Source organism: Hydrogenophaga sp. (assembly GCF_014773545.1).
Taxonomy (GTDB): Bacteria; Pseudomonadota; Gammaproteobacteria; order Burkholderiales; family Burkholderiaceae_C; genus Hydrogenophaga.
Genome location: NZ_SDDV01000009.1, coordinates 40,964 through 59,548 on the forward strand (window position 1 = coordinate 40,964; position 18,585 = coordinate 59,548).

The 18,585-nt window shown below is 64.7% G+C and carries 13 protein-coding genes; 9 read left to right on the top strand and 4 right to left on the bottom strand.

The window, feature by feature from the left end; all coding sequences use genetic code 11:
- Window position 1 precedes the first annotated feature (1 nt).
- Genes EST26_RS07880 through EST26_RS07890 form a run of 3 tightly spaced genes read left to right on the top strand, consistent with a single transcriptional unit; the run spans window position 2 to window position 3,353 of the window.
- Window positions 2–877: a uroporphyrinogen-III synthase gene (locus EST26_RS07880; protein WP_291066802.1), complete on the top strand. Its 876-nt coding sequence runs from the start codon at window positions 2–4 to the stop codon at window positions 875–877.
- Window positions 874–2,049, top strand: a complete 1,176-nt coding sequence (locus EST26_RS07885; RefSeq protein ID WP_291066804.1) for a uroporphyrinogen-III C-methyltransferase — start codon at window positions 874–876, stop codon at window positions 2,047–2,049. The genes EST26_RS07880 and EST26_RS07885 overlap by 4 nt, the downstream gene beginning before the upstream one ends.
- The gene (locus EST26_RS07890) at window positions 2,049–3,353 is read left to right on the top strand and encodes a heme biosynthesis HemY N-terminal domain-containing protein (protein ID WP_291066805.1); all 1,305 of its coding nucleotides are present in this window, start codon (window positions 2,049–2,051) and stop codon (window positions 3,351–3,353) included. The genes EST26_RS07885 and EST26_RS07890 overlap by 1 nt, the downstream gene beginning before the upstream one ends.
- A gap of 29 nt (window positions 3,354–3,382) precedes the next feature.
- Here EST26_RS07890 and EST26_RS07895 read toward each other — a convergent pair whose 3' ends face one another.
- The 4 genes from EST26_RS07895 to EST26_RS07910 form a co-directional block, all read right to left on the bottom strand.
- Window positions 3,383–5,071, bottom strand: coding sequence for a hypothetical protein (locus tag EST26_RS07895; RefSeq protein WP_291066807.1), 1,689 nt, complete (start codon window positions 5,069–5,071; stop codon window positions 3,383–3,385).
- A gap of 17 nt (window positions 5,072–5,088) precedes the next feature.
- Window positions 5,089–8,700, bottom strand: a complete 3,612-nt coding sequence (locus EST26_RS07900) for a BadF/BadG/BcrA/BcrD ATPase family protein (RefSeq protein WP_291066808.1) — start codon at window positions 8,698–8,700, stop codon at window positions 5,089–5,091.
- Between the two features lie 30 nt (window positions 8,701–8,730).
- Window positions 8,731–9,339, bottom strand: a complete 609-nt coding sequence (locus EST26_RS07905) for a TetR/AcrR family transcriptional regulator (protein ID WP_291066810.1) — start codon at window positions 9,337–9,339, stop codon at window positions 8,731–8,733.
- 301 nt (window positions 9,340–9,640) lie between these two features.
- Window positions 9,641–12,475 carry an Rne/Rng family ribonuclease gene (locus EST26_RS07910; RefSeq protein WP_291066811.1) on the bottom strand — a complete coding sequence of 945 codons (2,835 nt, stop codon included), beginning with the start codon at window positions 12,473–12,475 and terminating at the stop codon, window positions 9,641–9,643.
- A 581-nt stretch (window positions 12,476–13,056) separates the two neighbouring features.
- On the opposite strand from EST26_RS07910, the gene EST26_RS07915 reads away from it, so the two are divergent.
- The 6 genes from EST26_RS07915 to EST26_RS07940 all read left to right on the top strand — a co-directional run bounded on the left by EST26_RS07915 (window position 13,057) and on the right by EST26_RS07940 (window position 18,536).
- Window positions 13,057–14,043 (top strand): RluA family pseudouridine synthase, encoded by a 987-nt coding sequence (locus EST26_RS07915; protein WP_291066812.1) that lies wholly within the window; start codon window positions 13,057–13,059, stop codon window positions 14,041–14,043.
- A gap of 102 nt (window positions 14,044–14,145) precedes the next feature.
- A complete protein-coding gene (locus EST26_RS07920; protein ID WP_291066814.1) occupies window positions 14,146–14,439 on the top strand; it encodes an H-NS histone family protein in 294 nt (97 codons plus the stop codon).
- A 220-nt stretch (window positions 14,440–14,659) separates the two neighbouring features.
- Entirely contained in the window at window positions 14,660–15,658 is a 999-nt protein-coding gene (locus tag EST26_RS07925) for a sulfate ABC transporter substrate-binding protein (protein WP_291066816.1), read from the top strand.
- Window positions 15,659–16,549, top strand: a complete 891-nt coding sequence (cysT, locus tag EST26_RS07930) for a sulfate ABC transporter permease subunit CysT (protein ID WP_291066817.1) — start codon at window positions 15,659–15,661, stop codon at window positions 16,547–16,549. It begins immediately after the preceding gene.
- Window positions 16,546–17,457: a sulfate ABC transporter permease subunit CysW gene (gene cysW / locus EST26_RS07935; protein WP_291066819.1), complete on the top strand. Its 912-nt coding sequence runs from the start codon at window positions 16,546–16,548 to the stop codon at window positions 17,455–17,457. The genes cysT and cysW overlap by 4 nt, the downstream gene beginning before the upstream one ends.
- Entirely contained in the window at window positions 17,454–18,536 is a 1,083-nt protein-coding gene (locus tag EST26_RS07940) for a sulfate ABC transporter ATP-binding protein (RefSeq protein WP_291066821.1), read from the top strand. The genes cysW and EST26_RS07940 overlap by 4 nt, the downstream gene beginning before the upstream one ends.
- Window positions 18,537–18,585 lie beyond the last annotated feature (49 nt).

An 18,585-nucleotide genomic window follows, 5' to 3' on the forward strand; every position in this document is an offset into this window, starting at 1 on the left:
CATGCCCGCGTTGGCCTTTGCGCCCGAACGCAGCCGCTTGCAGCGCCTGCTCGTCACCCGGCCCGAACCCGAGGCCAGCGCCTGGGCGCACGACTTGCGTGCCCACGGCTGGCCGGCCCAGGCCTTGCCGCTGCTCGAGATCGCCGCAGCGCAAGACCCGCTGGCACACCAAGCGCTGCAGCGGTGGCGTTCGCACTGGCTTGCCACCGATGCCATCATGTTCGTCAGCACGGCGGCGGTGCGGTATTTTTTTTCCGACCCGGCGGCGTTTGCGCCGCCACCTCCTGGCAGTCTGGTTCGCACCCGTTTCTGGGCACCCGGCCCCGGCACTGCCCGCGCCCTTGGCCTGGCGCTGGCGCACTTTGGCATCAGCGCCGATCGCATTGATGCGCCGCCCGCCAGCGCCGCCCAGTTCGACTCGCAAGCCCTGTGGCCGCTGGTGGCAGCCAGACTGCGCAGCGGCGACCGCATTTTGATCGTGCGCGGCCATACCTGCGCCGACACCAGCGAGCCCAGCGACGCAGCACTGGCCGACAGCGGGCGCGACTGGCTGATCCGACAATGCCAGGCTGTCGGCGCCCGGGTTGAAAGCTGCGTCGCCTACGAGCGCCGCGCACCGATCTGGAGCCCAACGCAGCGCGCCCTGGCTGCTGGCGCGCTTGAAGCAGGCAGCGCCTGGTTGTTCAGCAGCTCCGAAGCGGTGGCGTCCCTGGCGGACCGGGCGGTGCCGTCGGCCGAGATACGGGCCGGCGCGCTGTGCACGCATCCACGCATCGCCGCTGCCGCCCGCGCCGCCGGTTTCGGCCAGACATGGGAAATCAGACCGACGCTGCCCGATCTGTTGCGCGCTCTAGAATCAGACTGGAGCCGCCCATGAACACACCCGATTCACCGCCCCCCGGCACCGCCGCGCCGCCGCTCGCTTGGCCTGTGGCCGACGCCGCAACGGCAGCGCCCGCTGCGCCGGTGCCGGGGGGCGGCCGCTGGCCGCTGCGGCTGGCGCTGCTGCTGGCCGCGCTGGCACTGCTGCTCAGCGGACTGACCTGGCAGCGACTGGCTTTCACGCAGCAGGAATTGGCGCGGCGCAGTCAGGACAGTGCGGCGCTGGCGGCGCAAGCCAGCACCCTGGCGGCCCAGACGCAGGCACAGACCCAAGCGCTGGCGACCCAGCTGGCGGCAGCGGAGCTGCGCCTGTCTGAAGTCAGTCTGCAGCGCACCCAGCTCGAAGAGCTGGTGCTGACGCTGTCGCGCTCGCGCGATGACGCCCTGGTGCAAGAACTCGAATCCAGCCTGCGGCTGGCGCAGCAACAAACCGAACTCACCGGCAGCGCCAGACCCCTGATTGCCGCCCTGCAAGCGGCCGACCAGCGCATCGCGCGCGCTGCGCAGCCGCGCCTGAATCCGGTGCAGCGCGCCATCGCGCGCGACATCGAGATCATTCACTCAGCCACGCTGGCCGATATTGCAACGCTGGTGCTGCGGCTGGACCAGCTCGGCCGTCAAGTCGATCACTGGCCACTGCTGAACGCGGTCGGGCCCCAGCGTGCGGCGCCCGCGCCGACCCCGCCCGCACCGGCTGCTGTGGCAGCCGATGCGGTGGCAGCCGATGCGGTGGCGGTCGAAGCTGCGCCAGCCGCACCGGGTGTGCTGGCGCAGACCTTGGACCGCCTGGCGCCGGCTTGGCGCAGCACATGGGAGCGCGTCTGGGCCGACTTCACGCTCGCGGCGCGCGATCTGGTGCGCGTGCGCCGCATCGAGCAGCCCGAGGCCCTTTTGCTGGCGCCCGAACAAGCGGTTTTCCTGCGCGAAAATCTGCGCTTCACCTTGCTCAACGCCCGGCTTGGCTTGCTGGGGCGCCACCTGCTTAGCAGCCAGTCCGACGTGCTGACGGTGCACGCTGCCTTGACGCGCTACTTCGACCCGCTGTCGCCGCAGGTGCAAGAAGCAAAAAGCATTTTGAGCGCAGTACACAAAGACCTGCTGGCGCATCAGGTGCCGCGCCCTGATGCCACCCTGGCTGCATTGGCTGCGGCCGCAGGAGGACGCTGATGGCGGTCAAAGCAGATGGGGTTTTGCGCAAGCTGTTCTGGTGGCTCGGACTGGCGGCGCTGGCGGTGGCACTGGCCTTGCTGGTGGGGCGCAACGCGGCCGTGCTGACGCTGTTTTGGCCGCCGTACCGCTTTGACATCTCCTTTAATCTCGCGCTGTTTGCGCTGGTCTGCACTTTTGTGTTACTGCATCTGGCGCTGCGCGCTTTTTCAGCGCTGCGCGCCTTGCCCGCCCAGGCCCGGCGCTGGCGCAACCAGCAGGCCGAGCGCGCCGCCGTGGGCGCGCTGCTGGACGCGCTGTCCAACCAGTTGGCTGGCCGTTTCGTGCGTTCCCAGGCCGCCGCGCAACAGGCGCTGGCGCAGTTGAAATCGCTCACGCCTGATCTGTTGCCGCGCCGCGAGCAGATCGAACTGCTGGCCCATTTGCTGTTTGCCGAGAGCGCGCACGCGCTGCAAGACCGGCTGCGGCGCGATCAGCACCTGCAAGCGGCACTGGCGCCGGCGCTGGCGCGCCACGCCGCACAGGCGCACGAAGGCGCACAGTTGCGCGCGCTGCGCTGGGCGCTGCAAGACCGGGACGCCGAGACAGCGCGCATCCGCTTGGCAGAACTGCCGCCTGGCCTGGCGCGCCGCACACAGGCGCTGCGCCTGCGCCTGCGCCTGGCGCAACTCATGGGCCAGAGCACAGAGGCGCTGGAAACCGCCCGTCTGCTGGCCAAGCACCGGGCGTTTACGCCCAGCGCGGCACGCAGCATGGTGCGTGGTCTGGCGCTCGAAGCGCTGCGCCAGACGCACGATCTGGATCAACTCGAACAGCTCTGGAGCAGCCTGGACATCAGCGAACGCCAGTGGCCCGATCTGGCTCTGGCGGCAGCACAGCGCGCCAACCAGTTGTGCGCCGGCTCGGCCACAGCGGCCGAGCGTGCCAGAGCCGCAACCCTGGTGCGCGACTGGCTCGATTCACTCTGGAGCGACTTCGATGCGCTAGACGCAGCGCAGCAACGGCTGCTGGTGCTGGCCTTCGAGCCTGGCCTGGGCGACCTGGACGCCACCTGGCTGGAACGGCTGGAACAGGCGCAGCGCCAGCGGCCCAGCAACCCGTTTTTGCACTATCTGGCCGGTCAGGCTTTTTTGCAGCGTCAGCTCTGGGGCAAGGCGGCGCAACTGCTCGGGCTGGCCAGCCAGAGCCTGCGCGAACCCGATTTGCTGCGCCGCACCTGGTGCGCGCTTGCGCTGCTGGCCGAAGAACGCGCTGACCAGCCGGCGGCGCAGGCGGCCTGGAAAAAAGCCGCCCTGCTGCCCTGAGAGCGAAGAGGCTCAGCGGCTCCCCGGGCTCAACCCGATTGCTGTGCGCTGGCAGGGGCCGTCGGCGAGCGCAACCACAAGCGTTTGCGCCAGCGAGCCAGTGCGTACAGCCAGTTGGCGGCCGTGGTGCTGGCACGGTACGAGTGCGCCGGGGCGCTGAGCGCGCCCCGGGTCCAGGGCAGCCATGCGCTGTTGGCGTGTGCGGTCGTCAAACCGGTGTCAGCCTCGGCTTGGGCCACTTCCTGCTGCGCGGCCGCACGTGCCTTGAACAAGGCCATCTGCACTCGCGAGTAGACGTTGACGGCGCCGTCGCCGCTGGTCTCGATAGGCAGAAACAGGGCTTGTGGGTAACGCTCGCTGACAAAGGATTGCACGCCGTCGGAAACCCCGGAGGACGGCATGCAGCCAAAGGGCTTGACCGACAACACCAGCGCTGCCTTGCGTTTGACCGCGCTCAGAATCAGTTTGCCCACTTCCATATGACCTTCGCCGCCCAGCACGTCGAGGTGGTAGTGCGAGCGCGCCGCCTCGGCAATCGCCTTCATGTCGGCCAAGTGATAGCCGCGCAGGCCCAGGCGGCGTGCGTACCAGTGGAACAACAGGTGGGTAGCGTGCCGCGCCAGCCACAGAATGGCCAACAGCTTGCGCGTGCTGGTGTTGCTGCTGGGCGGGGCGCTGGCTGCGCCACGCAAGAGCTGGCGCTCGCCGGTTTGAAAGCGTGCGGTCCAGATCAGGTACAGCAGCCAGTTGCTGACCGGCTGAATATCGACCTCGGCCCCTTCGCGCTCCAAAAAGCGCTGCAAGCCGTAGTTGCCGTCGCCCTCGGTGGTCATGGCCCAGAATTCGCCAATCAGCGCCACTTTCGGTTTGACGCGCGAGCGGTCGAGCTCGATCGCGTCGAGTTCGCGCCGACTCGCGCGCAGCGCGGCGCCCAGGCCGCGCCGCGTGCACAAGGCCGCGTCGATGCGGGTGCGCGCGCGTTCGAGCGCCGCGTCGGTCGCACCCGGCACCACCTCATAAGGCCGCAGGCGGTAGCCCAGCAGGTTGATCGCATCGCCCAGCATGAAGGCTTGCAGCAGTTTGAAGAAGAAGCTGGCATTGAGGGCCAGCCCCTGCTCGTCACCGGTGGCTTGCTTGAGACCGCCGGTTTGCTGGAACAGCAGCACGCGAAAACCGTCGAAGCCCGCGTCGCGCAAGGCTTTTCGATATTCGGTGGAGTACATGCCGAAGCGGCACGGCCCGCAGGCACCGGCGGTGACGAACAGGTGGTTTTCTATGATCTCGCGCGTTGACAGACCCTGCTCGTCACGCAGTGCCACCAGGTGCTTGACCAGGTTGCCGACGGTGAAATAAGTCGGGTTGCACTGGCCGCGGTTGCCAAATTCTTTGCCCAGGGTCAGCGCGGCGTTGTCGGGCTGATCGAGCGGCAGCACGCGATAGCCCAGACCGCACAGGGCAGCGCCGATCAGGCGGTCGTGCGCGGCGGTCAGTCCGCCACACAAAATGGTGGTGTGGGCGCGCTGCGAGGCGCTGAAATTTTTCGGCAGTGGGTCGTGCCACTGCTTGGGCTCGGTTTTCAAACCGAGTCGCAGCCGTTCATCGGCCTCGAAACGCTCGAGCTCAGCGTCTATGTCGCTGGCGCCGCCGCCGCCGGACGGGGCGAACGAGGTCAGCGGCGTGATCGGGATCACTTTGTGGTTTGCGGCAGGCATGTGCATAGTAACTCTCCTGGGGGTTAGTGCATGGCGGCGATCGGAATCACCCGCCGCGCCGACGTGGCGCTGGGCTGCGGGCTTGGCGGTGACTGGTAGTGGCGCACGCGTTCGCGCAGGGTGGCGATTTCCTGCACCAGACCCAAGTCGGCCTGATGGCGCGCGGCCAACTGCGCGCTCTTGAGTTGCAGCAGCTCGAGCCGCTTCTCATCGATGCGCTGCACCAGCTCCTGCTTCTTGCGTGCCACGTCCTGCAAGCGCTCCTGGTGCAGCTTGAGCGCGTGCTCGTAGGTCTTGACGCGAATCTTGATCGAGCCACCGGGCTTGTTGGCGTCGATGTCGTGCAAGGCCGAATAAGGCGTGGCGGAGGCGCCGATCACGCTGTCGATCAGGCCGTAGGTGGGCGCGTCGTGACCGCACTTGAACGACGACAGATCGAGCACCACCACGTTCGGGTGGCGCGCGGCAAATTTGGCGGCCCACACCTTGAGCGCCGAGTTGGCCGAGTAGTTCTCTGGCCAGACGTCGCGAATGTCCAGCGGCGAAGCGATGCTCCCCTTGCTCAGGTCGGCTTCAAAGAAACGCGCCAGCCAGGCTTCGTCCTTGGGGATAGAGCGGATCGACAAAATCGGGTAGCCCAGCGCCTGGAACTCTTCCAGTACGCCGTGATTGAGCCCGGGGTCGGTGTGGTAGGGGCGCGCCAGCAGCAACAATGCGATGCTGTTCTTGGCTTCGACCTCCTCCAGAATGGCGCGTCCGCGCTGTTCGAGATCGGCGTCGAATTGCTCCAGCGCCAGCGCGCCTTGCTCGCAGGCGAAGTCGGACTCGTCCTCGGTCACGCCCAGCAGCTCGGCAAAGCACTCGAACAGGCGTTTTTTCAGCAGCGCTGGCTCGGTAAAGGGCAGCGACGGCGCCAGGTAGCTGATACCGCGGCTGGCGAAAAAGTCAGATTCCTTGGTAAAGGCAGCCCGGATCACCAGCGGCGCACCGGCGATGATGGGGCACGAGGTGTTTCCCATCACGTGCTTGAGCGGCGAGCCGATGCTGGTGATGCAGGGGAAGAACACGTAATCGAGCGGTTTTTTCTCGCTGTGGTGGTGAAACAGCAAGTTGTGCACGTGCGCTTGCACCACTTTGGCCGGAAAGCAGGGATCGACCGAGCCGTATTTCCCGCCCTCGACCCACATGGGCTCGGTGGTTTCATCGGAAAACACCACGTTTTGCCGCAGCAGGCCCAGGGTCTCGAAATAAGTTCGAACGAACGGCGCCACCGTCCACAGGCTGAGCACGCGCGGAATGCCGATGCGCAGCTTTTCACGCCGCTGGGCCGCCGCCTCGGGCGAGCGCCGAAACGGCCGCAGCACCGGCTTGCGCTCGATCTTGCCGCTCCAGGTTTTCCTCACCGCGATGTCCTGCACCGGGCTGTCGGCGCCCGGCAGCGGCGCTTCGTCGTAGCCGTGGCGAAACACGTGTTCGGCCTCGTAGTGCACCAGGTTCGGGTACTGCTTCATCAGCTCCTTGCGCCGGCGCGTCAACTGCTTCAAAGCCTCCTTCGATTCGACCGTTCCCTGCTCGCAGGAAAAACCCGCGATGTAGCGCGCGGTGAAACCGTCCGGCGTGCTCGCGTCGATGAAGGTGCGCGAGCACTCGTTGGCGCACGAGCGGCAGACCGTGCTGTCGTCGTTGCGCGTCGTGTATTGCAGGTTGATCGCCGCGTCCAGCCCGATGAACCGGGAGCCGTTGCGCTTGACCACGCGCAGCGTCTCCATGGCCGCGCCAATGGCGCCGGCTTCGCCCGCATGGGGATGCACGTAGACCTCGGCGTCGGGCACGCGCTCTTTGATGTAGTCCACCTGCGCCTTGACCGCCGCCAGGTTGTACTGGGTGCCGCCTTGCAGCACGAACTTGCGCCCGAGCGCCGCCATGCGCGGAATTTGCACCACGTACTGCCAGACGTTTTTCGGCAGCACCTGCGCCAGACCGGCCAGCATCTCGTCCTTGGAGTAGCCCTCTTTTTGGAAGTTGACGCGGTCAGAGTCGAGGAACACCGCGCAGCCGTAGCTGAACTTGGGTGCCAGCGCGGCCTGGAAGGCGCTGTCGGCGTATTCGGTGACTTTCAGGCCGAACTGAGCGGCCATGGCCTGCAACAGCATGCCGTTGCCGGCCGAGCACTGATTGGAGAGGCGAAAGTTGTTGATGTCGCCGTTTTTGATGAACAAGACCTTGATGTCTTGGCCGCCGATGTCGCAGATGACGTCGATGTCGCCGAAGAAATGCACCGCCGAGAGCATGTGCGCCACCGTCTCGACCACGTTGACGTCGGCGCGCACGCACTGCTCGAGCACGTCGGCGGCATAACCGGTGGCGCCAAAACCGCGCACCGACAGCGTGGCGCCGCAGTCTTCATGCACGTAGCGCTTGAGCTTGGCCAGCAGCTCCTTGGTGTCCTGGATCGGGTTGCCGCCGGAGAGCTGGTATTCCTTGCGCAGCAGCCGCCCCTGCATGTCCACCAGCACCGCTTTCGACGAGGTCGAACCGCCATCGACGCCAATCACGGCCTCTACCACCGAGCCGCAAGCGATCAGCGGCGGTTTCCAGGGCGCAATGGCGTAACGTTCGCGGAAAATATCGAGTTCGGTCGTCGAAGCCACCAGCGGCGGACCGGCCTGCGCACCCAGCCGCGCCTTGCGGCCGTGGGTGATGTACTCCAGCAGTGCGGACGTGCCCAGGTAGCGCCCGACTTCGGCCGCCTCATGCGCCGCGTACAGCGCCGCGCCAAAGGCGGCGTAATACTGGGCGTTGTCGGGGGTGATGATCAGCTCTTCGACCGGCAGCTCGCGCGCGTAGTCGTAACCGCGCTCTTGCCAGGTGGCGACGATGCGCTGGCGCCAGCAGGCTTTGAGAAACGGCAGGTAGGTGTTGGGGCCGCCGAGCAACAGCACCTTGGCGCGCAGCGTGTTGCCGCGCGTGAGAACCGAGAGGTTTTGCAGCACGATGGCGTCGGCCAGCGAGCAGATGATCTCGGTTGCCGGCACACCGGTTTTCACCAGGTTGACGATGTCGGTCTCGGCAAACACACCGCATTTGGCGGCCACGTGGTGCAGGCGGCTGTCGTCCCAGGCGATGCTGGCGACCTGCTCTTGCGACAGCCCGACCTTGATCAGGCATTTGTCGATGGTGGCGCCGGTGCCGGAGGCGCACTTGTCGTTCATCGAGGTGAACACCGAACGGCCGCCGTTTTCGGTTTCTTTGAAGATGATGATCTTGGCGTCCTGCCCACCGAGTTCGACCACCGAACCGACATCCGGGTGCAGCGTCTCGACCGCCAGCGTGACGGCGTTGACCTCTTGTACGAACTTGGCGCCGAGTTGCGGCGCCAGCGGCGAGCCGCCCGAGCCGGTGATGAAAATGCGCATGTCTTGCCGCGCGACCGTGGAAAAAGCGGCTTCGATTTCGCCCAGAAACTCCAGCACCAGCTCAGGCTGGCGGGTCTGGTGGCGCCGGTAGTCGGACCACAAGATCGCCTTGCTGTGTGCATCCACCACGGTCGCCTTCACGGTGGTCGAGCCGACGTCGATGCCGATGACGATTGCTTGCCCGATTTCGGCGCCGCTGCCGGGCTGAATGGTTTGCATGCTGGAATCCTTCGAAAGGTTTAGAAAGGTCTATGAACGCGGCAAGGGCTTGAGCAAGCCGTACAGGGCAATGTCGAGCATCTGGTCGGCGATGGACTTGACCGCCGGCGTGGGTTGCATGCGCGTAGCCAGCGCCACAATGCCCTGGCCTGCGCCCAAAATGGCGGCGGCAGCCAGCCGTGGATCGCAAGTGCGCACCAGACCCATGCTCATGCCCATGCGCAGCGCCGACTCGATCAAAACCAGAATGCTCTGATAGAACTGTTCAAGCTTGTCCTGGCAATCGCCATCGAGTCCCTGCGCCTGGTGCAACAGAATCACCACCAGGTCGCGGTCGCTCAAAACCAGGGCCAGCACCCGTTCCAGGTTGGCGCGCAATTGCTCCAGCGGCGCCGGCATGAGCGGGCTGATTTCGATCACCTCGATCTGCTGGCCGATGCTGGCCAGCAGATCGTCCAGAATGACGTCGAAGATCTGGCGCTTGCCGTCGAAGTACAGGTAGAAAGTGCCGCGTGCCACGTCGGCGGCGTCGATGATGTCGGCCACGCTGGCGGCGTGGTAGCCGCGCTGCGCGAACACCATCTTGGCGCAGCGCAGCAGTTGTTCGCGGCGGTCTTCACCTGTGGCTTTGGGCAGCAAGAGCTTCTCCTGTGATTTAGATGGAACAGGCAGCCGGGCTCCAAGACGAACACCCGCTGAACTGACATGTCAGTCTAGTGGTGCGCCGTGCTACCGTCAAGTGTTGTGACGTGTCTGAGTCCGGTTTTTTTTCCTGCTCGCGCCACCCGCTTCTGCGCGAGTGCAGCGATGAAGGACGCAGCCTCGCCGCAAGAAGCGGCTCAGCCTCAGGTCCAAACGCCCCTGGGCACGTCAAGCCGGTCTCGATCCCGCCCGGCCAAGGCAGGCCGGCACGTTCTGCCCGACCCGCCTGCGCCAGCGTTCAGCGCGTCTCAAACGGGAGCGTCAGCTTGCTCAGGTCTTTGCGGGTTTCTACCAACACCAGCGCAGCGTCGTCGACCACGGCGACCTGCCGGGGCTGGCGCGGCGTGTGGATCGACGGCAGTTCGGCGGCGATGCTGGCTTGTGCCTGCGCCACTTTGCCGGCGTCTGAATTCACCCATTCCAACCCGCCGGCTTGCGCCACTTGTTTGAGTTCATCGAGTGCCAAGGCAAATGGCTGCACCTGGGGCAAGCTGCGGCTGCTGGCGGCCAGGGGCGCAGCGGCCACAGGTGCAGCAGCAGGCAGCGGCGGCGCCACAAGGGTGGGTGGCGGCGGCGCCAGCGGCTCGTCCTGCAGCGCAGCATGGGCCGCATGGACGGGTGCGCTGCTCTGCGACTGGTTGAAGTAGCTGCGCAGCGGCGCCTCGAGCGGGACAACGTTTCCGGTCGGCTTGGACTCGGCGGCAGCCGCCGTGCTGTCAGTTGGAGCGGTCACAGCAGTGGCATCGCCGGCGGTGCGTTCACGCCGCTCGCGTCCGTAGCGGTCGCGGCTGCGGCGCTCGCGTGGCTCACGCGGCGCCTCGCTGGCTGCTGCAGCGTCAGGCTGCACGGCAACTGAACGGGTTGTGGCGGCATCTTGCAGCGGCGCAAGCTCTGCCTGCGGGCTATCTGCCTCGGGCTGGCGTCTTCGGCTGTCATTGCGCGGCGCGCGCTCGCGGCGCACAGGGGCGCCAGCGTCGGCTGGTGCGGCCAACGGGGCGCTGCTGGCCGGTGCAGCCTGGTCTGCGCCCAAGGCTTCGGGGGCGATTGGGGTGTCGCGCCGCTGTTCGCGCCGACCGCTGCTGCGCGCTTCGGGGCGACCTGCATCCCGGGCTTCTGTGCGCGCCTCGCCACGCCTGGGTTCATTGCGGATGGGCGGGCGGCTGTCGCCCTCGCGCCGTTCGCCGCGGCCGTTGCGGCTCTCGGGCCGCGCCGCGCGTGGCTCTCGCGCCTCGGCCGTCGTGTGGCCGCTGCCCTCGCGCCGCACGGGCGCCAGGGTAGCGCGCGGGCTTGCGGCTGCTGTCGGTGCCGCCGCTGGAGCGGGCACTGACGCGCCACCGCCGCCGAACAGGCTTTTGATCCAGCCGAAAAAGCCTTTTTCGGATGTCACCGTGGGCTGGGCCACTGCTGTAGCTGCTGGCTGGGCCAGCGCCTCAGGGGGGGGTGTGGTGCGCGCGGCGGACAGCGGGGCCGGTCCATCGGGCAGCACACCCTTGATGACCGGCTCTTGCTTGTTGCTGCGTTCTTGACTGCGGCGCGTGAAGGTGGCGATGGCGTCGACTTCCTCGGCCAGCTTGTAGCTGGCGTCCAGGCTCTCCAGGCGCAGGTCGTCGTGTTTGAGGCGTTCGAGCTTGTAGTTTGGCGTCTCGAACGACTTGTTCGGCACCAACAGCACGTTGATGCGCTGCTTGAGTTCGATCTTGGTGATTTCGGTGCGCTTTTCATTGAGCAAGAAACTGGCCACTTCGACCGGCACCTGCACCAGCACCGCCGCCGTGCTGTCTTTGAGCGACTCTTCCTGGATGATGCGCAGGATTTGCAGCGCCGAACTTTCGGTATCGCGGATATGGCCCGAGCCCCCGCAGCGCGGGCAGGGTATGGACGCGCCTTCGTTGAGCGCGGGCTTCAGGCGCTGGCGGCTCATCTCGAGCAGACCGAACTTGCTGATGGCGCTGAACTGGACGCGCGCGCGATCCTGGCGCAGCGCGTCGCGCAGGCGGTTTTCCACCTCGCGGCGGTTCTTGCTCTCATCCATGTCGATGAAGTCGATCACGATCAGGCCGCCGAGGTCGCGCAGACGGGCCTGGCGCGCCACTTCGTCGGCCGCTTCCAGATTGGTGCGGGTGGCGGTCTCCTCGATGTCCGAGCCTTTGATGGCGCGCGCCGAGTTGACATCCACCGCCACCAGCGCTTCGGTCTGGTCGATCACGATGGCGCCACCCGAAGGCAGGTTGACCGTTCGGCTGTAGGCGGTCTCGATCTGGTGTTCGATCTGAAAACGCGAAAACAGCGGCGCGTCGTCGCGGTAGCGCTTGACGCGATGCCTCTGCTCGGGCATCACGTGGCTCATGAACTGGTGCGCCTGCTCAAATATGTCATCGGTGTCGATCAAAATCTCACCAATGTCGCTGTTGAAATAGTCGCGAATGGCTCGAATCACCAGGCTTGACTCCTGGTAGATCAAAAACGCGCCCTTGCCGCTTTGCGCTGCGCCGTCGATCGCGCTCCACAATTTGAGCAGGTAATTCAGATCCCATTGCAACTCGGGTGCGTCGCGGCCAATGCCGGCGGTGCGCGCGATGATGCTCATGCCGCCGGGGTACTCCAGTTGGTCGAGCGCAGCCTTGAGATCTTGCCGGTCCTCGCCTTCAATGCGCCGCGAGACGCCGCCACCGCGCGGGTTGTTGGGCATCAGCACCACGTAGCGCCCGGCCAGGCTGATGAACGTAGTCAGGGCTGCGCCCTTGCTGCCGCGCTCTTCCTTTTCAACCTGAATCAGCAGACCCTGACCTTCGCGGATGACGTCGTTGATGCGTGCCTGCGCCGGCGCCGCATTGCCCTGGAAGTACTGGCGTGAAATTTCTTTGAACGGCAAGAAACCGTGCCGGTCTTCACCGTAATCGACGAAACACGCTTCCAGCGCGGGCTCGACGCGCGTGACGATGGCCTTGTAGATATTTCCCTTGCGCTGCTCGCGTCCCTCGATTTCGATTTCGTAGTCGAGCAGTTTTTGCCCGTCCACAATCGCCAGGCGGCGCTCTTCGGCCTGCGTGGCGTTGATCAACATGCGTTTCATGAGACGTTTTCCTTCGTTCAAACTCAAACAAGACACCGGGAAGAACCCAGGCGTCGACCGGCCATGAACCAGCGGAAAAGCACGAACGGGGGGAGGAATTGCCGGAGAGCCGATGACCCGCGATTCGGGGCGGCGGCCAGCGCATGGAAGCGCCAAGCATGCCGCGTCGAACCACCGGGTCAGGGCGTAGGCGCGTGGAGTCGGGTGAGCAGGGAATTGGCCAGTGGCTTGTCAGTGACATGAACCGGCTCGCAGTGTCTCTGGTTTCACTTTGTCCTCGGACAGCCGTTTTGCGCCGGCTGGCCGATTGGGGTATTCCGTATTCAGGTTCGCAGTTTTCTTGGCGGGTTCGCCCGCCGCCTAAACCAGGGCTGGCGCCACACCTGGATTCACCTCGGAATGCAGCAGGAAACGGACGCAGAGCCCCGCTGGCGCGGGTGGCAACTTCAACCAGTCACGTGCGGTCCCTTGCCAGACTCCAGGGCTAACCTTAAACTTCTGGCGAATCAAACACTTACGGCGTATGACTGGCGTGACGCATTATAGTCCTGCTTTTGCTCAACGATTGCCGCCCTCTGCCCATGTCCCACGCCCCCTCCCCTGTTGCCGTGCGGCACCTCACGGTCGATGTCGAATCGGACGGCCAGCGGCTGGACAATTTTTTGCTGCGCGAGCTCAAGGGCGTTCCCAAGTCGCACATCTACCGCATCATCCGCTCCGGCGAGGTGCGCCGCAACAAGGGCCGCGTGCGCGCCGACGAGCGCGTCGCCGCCGGTGACGCGCTGCGCATTCCACCCTTGCGCGTGTCCGAGCGCGCCCAAGAGAAAATTGACCATCCCGCACCCGCGCGAGACTTCCCCGTGCTGTACGAGGACGATTTCTTTTTGGCCATTGACAAGCCGGCTGGGGTCGCCGTGCACGGTGGCAGTGGCGTCAGTTTTGGCGTGATCGAGCAAATGCGCCAAGCCCGACCGCAGGCGCCGATGCTCGAACTGGTGCACAGACTCGACCGTGATACCAGCGGTCTGCTCTTGATTGCCAAGAAAAAAAACGCGCTCAAATCCTTGCAAGACCAGTTTCGTTCCCGTGCCACTGGCAAAACCTATTTGGCGCTGGTCAAAGGCCATTGGCCTGCACAACTGAAACAACTGGATCAACCGCTGCACAAATATGTGCTGGCCGACGGCGAACGGCGGGTCAAAGTCACCACCGCCGCCGACCCCGACGGTCAATACGCGCTGACCCAGGTTCGGGTGCTCAAGCGCCTGACGGCAGCGGCGGGACTGGCGGCGGCGCCGACGATTGGCTTGAGTTTGCTCGAAGTCAACATCAAAACCGGACGCACACATCAGATTCGGGTGCATCTGGCGAGTGCTGGCCACCCAATAGCGGGCGACGACAAATACGGCGATTTCGAATTCAACCGCCAATGGAGCCAGTGCGGCTGCAAACGCATGTTCCTGCATGCCTGGCGGCTGCGGCTGACGCACCCCATCACGGCTGATGCCCTCGAGTTACATTCCGAATTGCCTGCCGCTTTGCATATCTGGCTGCAAACCGTGGCCTAGCGAGTTACAATGCCGCGCAGCAGACTTGTGCTGCCCACGTCATCCGCATCACAACCTACCGACCCCTCCAGGATTCATAAAATGTCCACTTATTCCGAACTCATGGCACAGGCGCAGGCACTTATTGCCCAAGCCGAACAGGCGCGCAAAGATGAACTCTCCGCCGTCATTGCAGACATCAAAGCCAAAATGAAAGAGTACGGCATCAAGGTCGCCGACCTAGGCAGTGCCAATGCAAGCGCAGGAGTGCGCAAAGGTGCCAAGTCAAAAGCAGTTCTGCCAGCGAAATTCCGTGGCCCGAGCGGCGAACTTTGGGCCGGTGGCCCGGGCCGCAAACCCGAATGGGTGCGCGATGCGCTGGCGGCCGGCCGGTCGCTGGATGAATTTCGCATCTGATCGACAGCGCAGCAGCGCTGCCAGCTCCGTCGGCCGGTTTTCTGGCCACTCATGAAAAAACCCGCTCAAAGCGGGTTTTTTCATGAGAAAAACCGCTTGCGACACTTTTTCTCCAGGCGTTTATCACCGAAAGTTATAAAGAAACAAAAATAAAGTCGTTTGCGATTCAAAATCATCCACTCAGAATCGACGCCATTCCCCTGTTTGTTTTGGAGTTTTGATGAAACATTTTCTGCGCGCTGCGCTTGTCGCACTCACTTTGAGCGCTTCGGCCCTGGCGGGAGCCCAGACCACGCTGCTAAATGTCTCTTACGACCTGTCGCGCGAATACTTCCGCGACATCAACGCCGCTTTCATTGCCCAGCAACTGGCCAGCAGCGGCCAGACCATCACCATCAACCAGTCGCACGGTGGCTCCAGCGCGCAGGCGCGCGCCGTCTCCGACGGCTTGGCGGCCGACGTGGTGACCATGAACACCGTTACCGACTTGGAATTTCTGGCCGGCCGCGGCGTGATTGCCGCCGACTGGGCGCGCCAATTTCCACACAACGCCGCACCCACCACTTCGACCATCTTGTTTCTGGTGCGCAACGGCAACCCCAAAGGCATCAAAGACTGGAACGACCTGATTCGTCCCGGCGTGCAGGTGGTGGTGGCGAATCCGAAAACCAGCGGCAACGGCCGCATGGCTTATCTGGCAGCCTGGGGCTTTGTGCGCAGCCAAGGCGGCAGCGACGCGCAGGCGGCAGAGTTTGTGCGCCAGCTCTACCGCAACGTGCCCTTGCTGGCACGTGCCGGACGCGACGCCACCGGGGCCTTTTTGCAGCGCAACATAGGCGACGTGCTGCTTACTTTTGAATCCGAGGTGGTGCTGGTCGAGCGTGAATTCGGCCTGGGCCGGGTCGATGTGGTGCACCCGTCGGTCAGCATCAAAGCGGAAAACCCGGTGGCGCTGGTGCAGCGCACCATAGAGCGCAAGGGCACGCAGGCGCTGGCCCGCGCCTACCTGGACTTTCTCTACAGCGAGCCAGCGCAGGAAATCGCCGCCCGCCACGGTCTGCGCCCGCGCTCGCAGGCGGTGCTGCAGCGGCACGCCAATACCTTTAGGCCGATCAGGCTATTCACCATTTCCGAGTACTTTGGCTCGCCCGCACAGGCGCAGCGGGTGCATTTCAACGACGGTGGCACCTTCGACCAGATTTTTACCCAGGGGCGCTAAATGAGTTCGTCTGCCACTTTGGCAGCAGCGCGGCCAGACCTGCTGCCTGCCGCCGGCAAACGGCGCCCCAATCGGCGCGTGCTGCCGGGGCTGAACCTGACCTTGGGTTTCACCGTTTTTTACCTCAGCCTGATCGTGCTGATTCCGCTGTCGGCGCTGGTGCTCAAAACGTTCACCCTGAGTTGGGCCGAATTTTGGGACGCCGTGACGACGCCGCGCGCGCTCGCCTCGTACCGCCTGACCTTTGGCGCGTCTTTGCTGGCCGCACTGGTGAATGCGTTCTTTGGCTTGTTGGTGGCCTGGGTGCTGGTGCGCTACCGATTTCCAGGCAAGAAAATCGTCGATGCCCTGGTTGATCTGCCGTTTGCCTTGCCCACCGCGGTGGCCGGTATTTCGCTGGCGGCGTTGTTGGCTGGCAATGGCTGGATCGGCCGCTTTCTGGAGCCGCACGGGATTCAGATTGCCTTTACCCCGGCCGGGGTGGTGGTGGCGCTGATCTTCATTGGACTGCCCTTCGTCGTGCGCACGGTGCAGCCGGTGCTGCAAGACTTGGAAAAGGAGCTGGAAGAGGCCGCGATGTGCCTGGGTGCAACGCGCTGGCAGACTTTTGCCCGCATCATTTTTCCCGCCATTGGCCCGGCCTTGCTGACCGGTTTTGCCATGGCTTTTGCGCGCGCCGTGGGCGAATACGGCTCGGTGATATTCATTGCGGGCAATATTCCGCTGGTGTCGGAGATTACGCCGCTGATCATCATCAGCCGCCTGGAGCAGTTTGATTACGCCGGCGCCACCGCCGTCGCATCGGTCATGCTGCTCGCCTCATTCCTGCTGCTGCTGCTCATCAATGGCCTGCAGAGCTGGCAGCGCAAGCGTTCGGGAGGCAGCATATGAGCCGCAGCCAGCAAAGTGTGGCTCAGTTGAGGCTGCCGCGCACGACGGAGTCGGCATGGGTGCGCCGCACCCTGATCGGGGTGGCGCTGGGCTTTATGTTTTTGTTCCTGGTGCTGCCGCTGGCGGCTGTCTTTACCGAAGCCCTGCGACTGGGTTGGTTTGCCTACCTGAGCGCGATTCAAGAGCCCGACGCGCAGGCCGCGATTCGCCTGACACTGCTGACCGCCGCCGTGGCCGTGCCGCTGAACCTGCTGTTTGGCGTGGCGGCCGCCTGGGCGGTGGCCAAGCACGAGTTCTGGGGCAAGTCGTTCCTGACCACGCTGATCGACCTGCCGTTTTCGGTCTCACCGGTGGTCGCCGGCCTGATTTACGTGCTGGTATTTGGCGCCCACGGATGGCTGGGGCCTTGGCTGCTGGAGCATGACATCCAGATCATCTTCGCCGTGCCCGGAATCATTTTGGTCACGCTGTTCGTCACTTTTCCTTTCATCGCCCGCGAACTGATTCCGCTCATGCAAGCGCAGGGCAACGAAGAAGAACAGGCCGCACTGGTGCTGGGTGCCAGCGGCTGGCAGACCTTTTGGCGCGTCACCGTGCCCAACATCAAATGGGGGCTGATCTACGGCGTGATTCTGTGCAACGCACGCGCCATGGGCGAGTTCGGCGCCGTCTCGGTGGTTTCGGGCCACATTCGCGGCCAGACCAACACCATGCCGCTGCACGTCGAGGTGCTCTACAACGAATACCAGGCGGTGGCGGCGTTTGCGGTGGCCTCGCTGTTGGCGCTGCTGGCGATCGTCACGCTGGTGATCAAATCGGTGGTCGAATGGCGGCACGAAAACGAACTCAGGGCCAGCGTCGAGCTGGCGCCCGAGCGCGCACCCGTGATTATGAAAGCAAGCACATGAGCATAGAAATTCGCAAAGTCGACAAGCAATTCGGCGACTTTCAAGCCCTCAAACAGGTCAACCTGGACATTGCTTCGGGCGAGCTGCTGGCTTTGCTCGGACCGTCGGGTTGCGGCAAGACCACGCTGCTGCGCATTATTGCCGGACTGGAAACGGCCGATCGGGGCAGCATTTTGTTTGCCGGTGAAGACGCAACCGACAAGCACGTGCGCGATCGCAACGTGGGTTTTGTCTTTCAGCACTACGCGCTGTTTCGCCACATGACGGTGTTCGAGAACGTGGCCTTTGGTCTGCGCGTCAAGCCGCGCGCACTGCGCCCGAGCGAGGCACAGATCAAGAAAAAAGTGCACGACCTGCTGGCACTGGTGCAGCTCGACTGGCTGGCCGACCGCTTCCCGGCGCAGCTCTCGGGCGGGCAGCGTCAGCGCATCGCGCTGGCGCGCGCGCTGGCGGTCGAGCCCAAGGTGCTGCTGCTGGACGAGCCCTTTGGCGCGCTCGACGCCAAAGTGCGCAAGGAACTGCGGCGTTGGCTGCGCCGTCTGCACGACGAACTGCACGTGACCAGCATCTTCGTCACCCACGACCAGGAGGAGGCGCTGGAAGTGGCCGACCGCGTGGTGCTGATGAACAAGGGCCAGATCGAGCAGGTCGGAACGCCACAAGAGGTGTGGGAGCACCCGGCCAACCCCTTTGTGTATGGTTTTCTGGGCGACGTGAACCTGTTTCATGGCCGCGCGCACGAAGGCTTGCTGCACCTGGACGGCGTCTCGATAGAATCGCCCGAGCACGCCCAGGCACAAGACGCCAAAGCCTTTGCCTACGTGCGGCCGCACGACCTGGACGTGCAGCACTACCGCGCCGGCTTGGTCGGCATCGTCGCCACGCTCGAGCGCGCCATCGTAGTCGGGCCGCTGGCGCGGCTGGAGTTGCTGCCAGTCGACGCGCAGGGCCGCGCCGGCGCCGACGCGCTGATCGAGGCGCAGATTTCAGCCGAACACTTTCGAGCGCTCGCCCTCAAGGACGGCGACACCGTGGTGCTGGCACCGAAAAAGGCGCGCGTTTTTCTGCAGCCGGCTTGAATAATGTGCCAGGCGTACCGTTTTCTGATTCCTGTTCAATCACATTTTT